The organism is Flavobacteriales bacterium, from assembly GCA_013214975.1.
Classification (GTDB): Bacteria; Bacteroidota; Bacteroidia; order DT-38; family DT-38; genus DT-38.
Map to the genome: position 1 here is coordinate 1 of JABSPR010000451.1, position 6,709 is coordinate 6,709.

General features: G+C 36.8%; 6 protein-coding genes. All 6 read right to left on the reverse strand.

The genetic code is table 11. The annotated features are described in order from the left end of the window. Positions 1 to 116: 116 nt before the first annotated feature. The gene (locus HRT72_14010) at positions 117 to 341 is read right to left on the reverse strand and encodes a PspC domain-containing protein (GenBank protein NQY68824.1); all 225 of its coding nucleotides are present in this window, start codon (positions 339 to 341) and stop codon (positions 117 to 119) included. Next, positions 334 to 1,581 carry a DUF2851 family protein gene (locus tag HRT72_14015; GenBank protein ID NQY68825.1) on the reverse strand — a complete coding sequence of 416 codons (1,248 nt, stop codon included), beginning with the start codon at positions 1,579 to 1,581 and terminating at the stop codon, positions 334 to 336. Before HRT72_14015 ends, HRT72_14010 begins: the two co-directional genes overlap by 8 nt. A gap of 69 nt (positions 1,582 to 1,650) precedes the next feature. Then, on the reverse strand, positions 1,651 to 2,472 hold the full coding sequence (pyrF, locus tag HRT72_14020; protein ID NQY68826.1) for an orotidine-5'-phosphate decarboxylase: 822 nt from the start codon (positions 2,470 to 2,472) through the stop codon (positions 1,651 to 1,653). A gap of 13 nt (positions 2,473 to 2,485) precedes the next feature. Beyond that, positions 2,486 to 3,559, reverse strand: coding sequence for a peptide chain release factor 1 (gene prfA / locus HRT72_14025; GenBank protein NQY68827.1), 1,074 nt, complete (start codon positions 3,557 to 3,559; stop codon positions 2,486 to 2,488). Between the two features lie 14 nt (positions 3,560 to 3,573). After that, entirely contained in the window at positions 3,574 to 4,743 is a 1,170-nt protein-coding gene (locus HRT72_14030; GenBank protein NQY68828.1) for a phosphoribosylformylglycinamidine cyclo-ligase, read from the reverse strand. 64 nt (positions 4,744 to 4,807) lie between these two features. Next, entirely contained in the window at positions 4,808 to 6,529 is a 1,722-nt protein-coding gene (locus HRT72_14035) for an OmpA family protein (GenBank protein ID NQY68829.1), read from the reverse strand. Between the last annotated feature and the right edge of the window lie 180 nt (positions 6,530 to 6,709).

Sequence of the window (6,709 nt, forward strand, 5' to 3'; positions counted from 1 at the left end):
AGAAAACTTTAATCTTCGTTTGCCATGTAGCCAGCACAGCCAACTACAACAATCACCACAAGCACAATGAGTGCTAAATATAATTTCCCGAAATATTTCCAGTGCATACTAACTATCTACAGATCCCAAAATGTTCTTCTTCTTCTTCGCCCCAAGAAACTTCTGTGATCTAGAACAAAAGCAACTACAAGATAAATAATTAGGGGAGATCCCAAAGTAACAAACGACAAATAGATAAAATACAACCTTATCCTAGATGAGTCTACTCCAAACAAATCCCCGAGCCAAGAACATACTCCGAAAGCTCTTTTTTCAAAAACATCTTGAATCTTTTCAATCATCAATGGATCGTCTTATTATTTGAGTACCAACGTTGCAAGCTAAGCATTTTTTCGCAGTACAATAGTGTTTGTATAACTGTAGCATCGCTTGACTTTCGAATGATGATTTACCTAAAAAACCATTTTCTAACATGAGGCTCACTGTTTTGTTTCTCTCAATTTTCATATCACGTAATAAATCAAGGGCGCGATTCTTTAACTCTTCTTTACCAGATTTAACTCCATAAACAAACATAAAAGGTACAATAGTGTTGATTATTAAGTTATCAATTGAATTCTTTCCGAGCTGTTTTATCTTCTGAATGTCTTGCTTATTATTAAAGGTATAGTGCGTATTCCAGAATTCTGAAGCACTACATTCTAAGTGTTTTCTTATTTTATCCACCTTATTTAACTGCATCAATTTTGAAAAGAGGTCTTCTCCCAAATATAATAAGTTGGCAAATTGAGAGATTCTTACAGTTGGGAAGTTGTTAGGCCTCATTCGAGAGAATTTCCATAAATGTTTCTGAAGCGGAACTAAATTAAATTTATTCTTCAGGTGACTATACTCTGTTGATAGCTTTGTAGTATAATCCTCTGCGATATCACTATCAAGGAAACCTGCTTGTCCAAACAAACAGGCTTCGAGGGTTAAAAGGTTTACACGACACGACATAATGCATTTGAAAGGAATTGATTTAATCATTAACTCAAATGGTAAACCGTTAACATTAAATCCAAAGTTTTTTGCCAGTTGCAACAAAAAAACTTCTTCCCAATTATTTTTTGAAATATCTAGACTCTGAACTATTAGTGCAGATTTCTCCTCGAGTCGCTCCACAAGAACACGCTCCATCCAACTACTCACAATAAAAGGATCAACACTCGACAGAGCTTCTTTACATGGAAGAGTATCCTTATTCTCTACTAAACCAATATAAGTTTGAAGTAACTGGTTATTGAATTTTTCTTTTATAATTAACTCCGGAATTTCGTTTCCGTTCTTTCTAAGGACTGGCTTACTTGACTCATAAACAACATGTAGAATAATATTGTCATAGGCTTTATCGAGATGATGCTTATGTAATTTCCAATCGGAGGCCTTAACATGAATTTCAACGTTTCCCGCCCAAAGAGTGTCTCCTATTCTAATTTTCGCATTAAAAAAATCGGGGCCAGCATCTACGTTTCTTTCACCAGGAGATACGATTTCAACCTTCTCTTCTTGAGAAGTGATTAAGCCATGCATATCCAACAACCTGTTTTGCCACAGGTAATAGATAAATTCTTCATTTAGTGAGATGAGAGACGAAATAATAAGTTGTTTTTAAATAAGGCCTCGATCCAATAGGGTCGCCTCCATTTCTTTTTGAATTTCTTGCGCTTTTATATTTGCCTTTGTTCCGAACTCCATTCCTTCTCCAGCAAATAAAATCCCTCTAGAAACATTAACTAATAATCCACAACTATCGGTTAAACCATACTTTGCTACTTCTTGTAAATCCCCACCTTGAGAACCCACTCCTGGAACCAATAAAAAATGCTCCGGTATGATTTTACGAATATCTTCTAATTCAGAAGCCTTTGTGGCACCCACAACATACATAGTATTATTTGTAGTTCCCCATTCTTTGGAAGCACTTAAAACCTCTTTGTATAGCTCTTGTCCATTAGCTAAAACTTTCGTCTGAAAATTGCTCGCACTCGAATTTGAGGTAAGAGCCAAGATCACCACCCATTTATCCTCATATTGCAAATATGGACTAATGCCATCTTCTCCCATATAAGGGTTTACTGTAACTGAGTCGAAGTTTAAACGCTTGAAAAAAGCTTTCGCATACTTATTAGATGTATTACCAATATCACCTCTTTTGGCATCCGCAATAGTAAATATCCCCTTGGGGATATAAGCCATAGTCTTCTCTAAGCTTTTCCATCCATTGGCTCCTGTACTCTCATAAAAAGCCAGATTCGGTTTGTACGCAACACAGAAGTCTTTCGTAGCATCAATTATTGCCTTGTTGAATTCAAAAATCGGATCTTCGTACTTATGAAGATGCGCTGGGATTTTATCGTAATCACTATCCAATCCAACACATAAGAAAGATTTCTTCTCCTTTATTTTCTCAAATAATTCTTCTTTATTCATGCTTTTGAAATATTTATTCGCCCGAACTTTCTTTTAACTTTTCAGTATTCTCAGCCAATTGTAATTCATCTATAAATTCTTGAATATCGCCATTCATGAAATTTGGTAAGTTATGCATCGACAATCCAATTCTATGATCGGTTACTCTTCCTTGAGCATAGTTATAGGTTCTTATCTTAGCAGATCTATCTCCCGTAGAAACCATGGTTTTCCTTTTCCCACTAATCTCTTCCATGTATTTATTGTACTCCAATTCATATATTCTACTTCGGAGAACTTGCATTGCCTTATCTAAATTCTTTAATTGTGATTTCTGATCTTGGCATTGTGCAACTATTCCGGTTGGTATGTGCGTTAATCTCACAGCCGAATAAGTTGTATTCACTGATTGTCCTCCAGGACCAGATGAACAATATGTATCCTTTCTAATATCGTTTTGCTTAAGATCAATATCAAATTCATCGGCCTCTGGCAATACTACAACTGATGCTGCCGAAGTATGCACTCTACCTTGTGTTTCTGTTTGCGGAACTCGTTGAACCCGATGTACGCCAGATTCATATTTCATCTGACCATAAACATCATCGCCATTTATGTTAAATACAATTTCCTTGTATCCTCCGGATGTACCGTGAGAGGTATCTACCAACTCAATTTTCCAGCCTCTTGAATCACAGTATTTCGAATACATTCTAAACAAGTCACCGGCAAAAATACTGGCTTCATCTCCTCCTGTTCCAGCTCTAAGTTCAATTAAAGCATTTTTATCATCTGCAGGATCTTTAGGAATAATTAAAATTTTTATTTTCTCCTCTAATACATCAAAAGCTTTTTTACACTCATCTAGCTCTTGCTTAGCCATTTCTCTAAAATCAGGATCTTTCTCTTCCTTTAAAATCTCCTTATTATTCTCAATATTACTGAGAAGGTCTTCATACTCCTTATGGACTGGCTCAACCCAAAAAAGGTCCTTATATTCTTTATTAAGTTGTGCGTAGCGCTTCTGGTCGGAAATTATTTCGGGATCAGAAATCTGCTCCTCCAATTCAACCCACTTAGCATTTAAAGCTTTTAATTTATCTAACATTACAACCTAATTGATTAATATTCGAAAGTACCGTACTCCGACTCAATCGTAACTTTTTTAGCGGATGCTTTCTCACACCTACCTACAATTTTAGCTTCGATTCCAAAACTCTCCGAGATCGAAATAATATCCTGAGCATACTCCTGTGGAATATATATTTCCATACGATGCCCCATATTAAATACTTTGTACATTTCCTTCCAAGGTGTTTGAGACTGATCTTGGATCAATTTAAACAATGGTGGAATATCAAACATGTTGTCTTTAATTACATGTAAGTTATCAATGAAATGTAATATTTTAGTTTGTGCTCCTCCACTACAGTGTATCATTCCGTGTACTTTATCACGATGCGACTCCAATATCTTACAAATTACTGGTCCATAAGTTCTAGTCGCTGATAACACAAGTTGTCCGGCATTAAGTGGTGTACCTTCTACATTATCCTGCAAACCTACTTTACCCGAATAAACTAAATCCTTTGGCACTTGTGGATCAAAACTTTCCGGATATTTATCTGCTAATTTATTTTCAAAAACATCATGACGAGCAGAAGTTAAACCATTACTTCCCATTCCTCCATTATACAAAGATTCGTAGGTTGACTGACCAGAAGATGACAAACCAACAATGATGTCACCATCTCCTATTTTCTCATTCGTTATCACTTCCGATCTTTTCATCCTGCAAGTAACTGTAGAGTCCACAATAATTGTTCTGACCAAATCCCCTACATCCGCTGTTTCACCACCCGTGGAGTGAATATCTATTCCTTGGGATCGAAGTTCCGCTAGTACTTCTTCTGTACCATTTATTATCGCTGCTATTACTTCCCCGGGTATAAGGTTCTTATTTCTACCAATAGTAGATGATAACAAGATCTTTTGTGTTGCACCAATGCAAAGTAGGTCATCAATATTCATTACAATAGCATCTTGAGCTATTCCCTTCCAGACACTAATATCTCCTGTTTCCTTCCAATATGTATAGGCCAGTGACGATTTAGTACCTGCGCCATCTGCATGCATTATATTGCAATACTCCTCATCTCCACCTAGAATATCTGGAATTATTTTACAAAACGATTTTGGGAATAACCCCTTGTCGATATTAGCGATTGCATTATGCACATCTTCCTTTGAGGCCGAAACACCTCTTAACTCATACTTAAGCTTATCTGACATATTGCAAAAATAAAAAAGGCACCTCGATTACCGAAGTGCTCTTCATTTAATATTTTACTTAACTCTAGTGTGTAATAGAATGCGTATCTCCTTTTGGAGCGTAATCTGTTCTAAGAATAAAGAACTCCGTTCTTCTATTCAACTGCATACCTTCTTCCCAATGAGGATCACCGGCTCTACTTCTTGGCCCTAAGAACTCCTCAGTAAGTAAATCTCCTTCATTAAACCCAGTGGTAGCAGCAATTTTTTTACTAACCCTTCTTGGAGAACTTTCTCCATATCCTTTAGGTGTCAATCGAGCTGATGCAATACCTTTCTCTTTCAAAAAGCCTACAACACTTTTGGCTCTTTTCAGGGATAGCACTTTGTTATTCGATTCCGACCCCCTAAAATCCGTATGTGCTCTAAGCTCAATGGTTATTTCAGGATGATTAACCAAAGTCTCTACAAGATCCATTAGCGATTCTTTTGATCTTTCTAACAACTCATAACTCGCATATGCATATTCGATATTCGGCAGTGCAATAGGAACTACTATACTAATTAGCTCTAAGTCTTTATCCGATTTAACCGGACCAGACTCTGTAACTCCTACTGTAGTTACGTGCGCATAATCAGATAAATACTTCGTTTTTCTACCCTCGATATCGTAGCTCGTTTCTTCAGAAAGTGGGAATTTGTAATGTGCATCTGCTCCAACAGTATCTAATTGAATCGACCCATCAGACCCTCTAAGTTCAACTACAGCGTAAGGAATAATTTCCTTTGTATCTACATCTCTAACAATACCCTCTAACCATATAGTTATAGATGGTACGCTAAACTCATAGATATCATCACCACCTTTTCCACCAGGTCTGTTTGAAGAAAGAAGTCCAGCTTCTTTATCTCCTTTAAAGGTTATACCAAAATCATCTCCTGAAGAGTTAATTGGGTACTGCATATTCTCTGGCTCTCCAAATGATTCTCCTTTCTTCGAAGCCTTGAAAATATCCCAACCACCCATACCTATATGACCGTTTGACGAGAAATACAAATCTCCATTCTTTCTAATAAATGGGTACATTTCATCACCTGGGGTATTAATCGTTGGTCCTAGATTTTCTGGTTTAGACCATGTATTAGCAGTTTTATCATGAACTACTTTCCAAATATCCTTTCCTCCTAAAGTACCTGGCATATTAGATGCAAAATACATTGTTACATCATCAGCAGCCATTGCAGGATGCCCAACACGAACAGAATCATGAGAAAGTGTTATTTGAGTTGGCTCTCCCCATCCTTTACCTTTTCGCATAGCATAATGAATCTGGCAACCGTTTTTCTCTACCTCTTTATTTACTATACATCTAGTAAAATACATAGAGTTAAATCTTTTATTAAAGGAGGGTGCGCCTTCATTAGCCTCAGTATTAACACCACCATACGTAAGTAAAGGGGTTGACCATTTACCTTTTCTATCTTGTGCTGTTTGATATATATCCGTAAAACCTTGTCCAGTCCAGCCATCAACAGCTTCACCTTCACCTCCTGGTCTTGAAGAAGAGAAATATACTATTCGATAATCTTTCTTAGCATATGTTGGGGTAAAGTCGTTAAACTTGGTATTAAATGCATTGTTAATATGCACCTCATGTTTTGTAGGAGAATCCAGCCATTCTAATGCCAAATCACAAGAAGTTATACCATCCACACCCCGCATATCACTAGGAAGTCTTTTCGCAAACTTCTGATACCACACTAGTGCTTCTTCATACTTTCCATTATTCTTTTTAGCATCACCCAAATATAAATACGCAACAGGATCTAAATGCCTTGCGCTTATCGCCTTTGTGAACCAAAGCTCCGCTTGTTAGTACTCGTTTTTCTGACGATAACAATTCGCCATCATGAAAATAATTCGAGCTTTTTCTACACGATTCTTTCCTGCCTTATCGTAGGCAATTTTATAAGCATCGATTGCTTC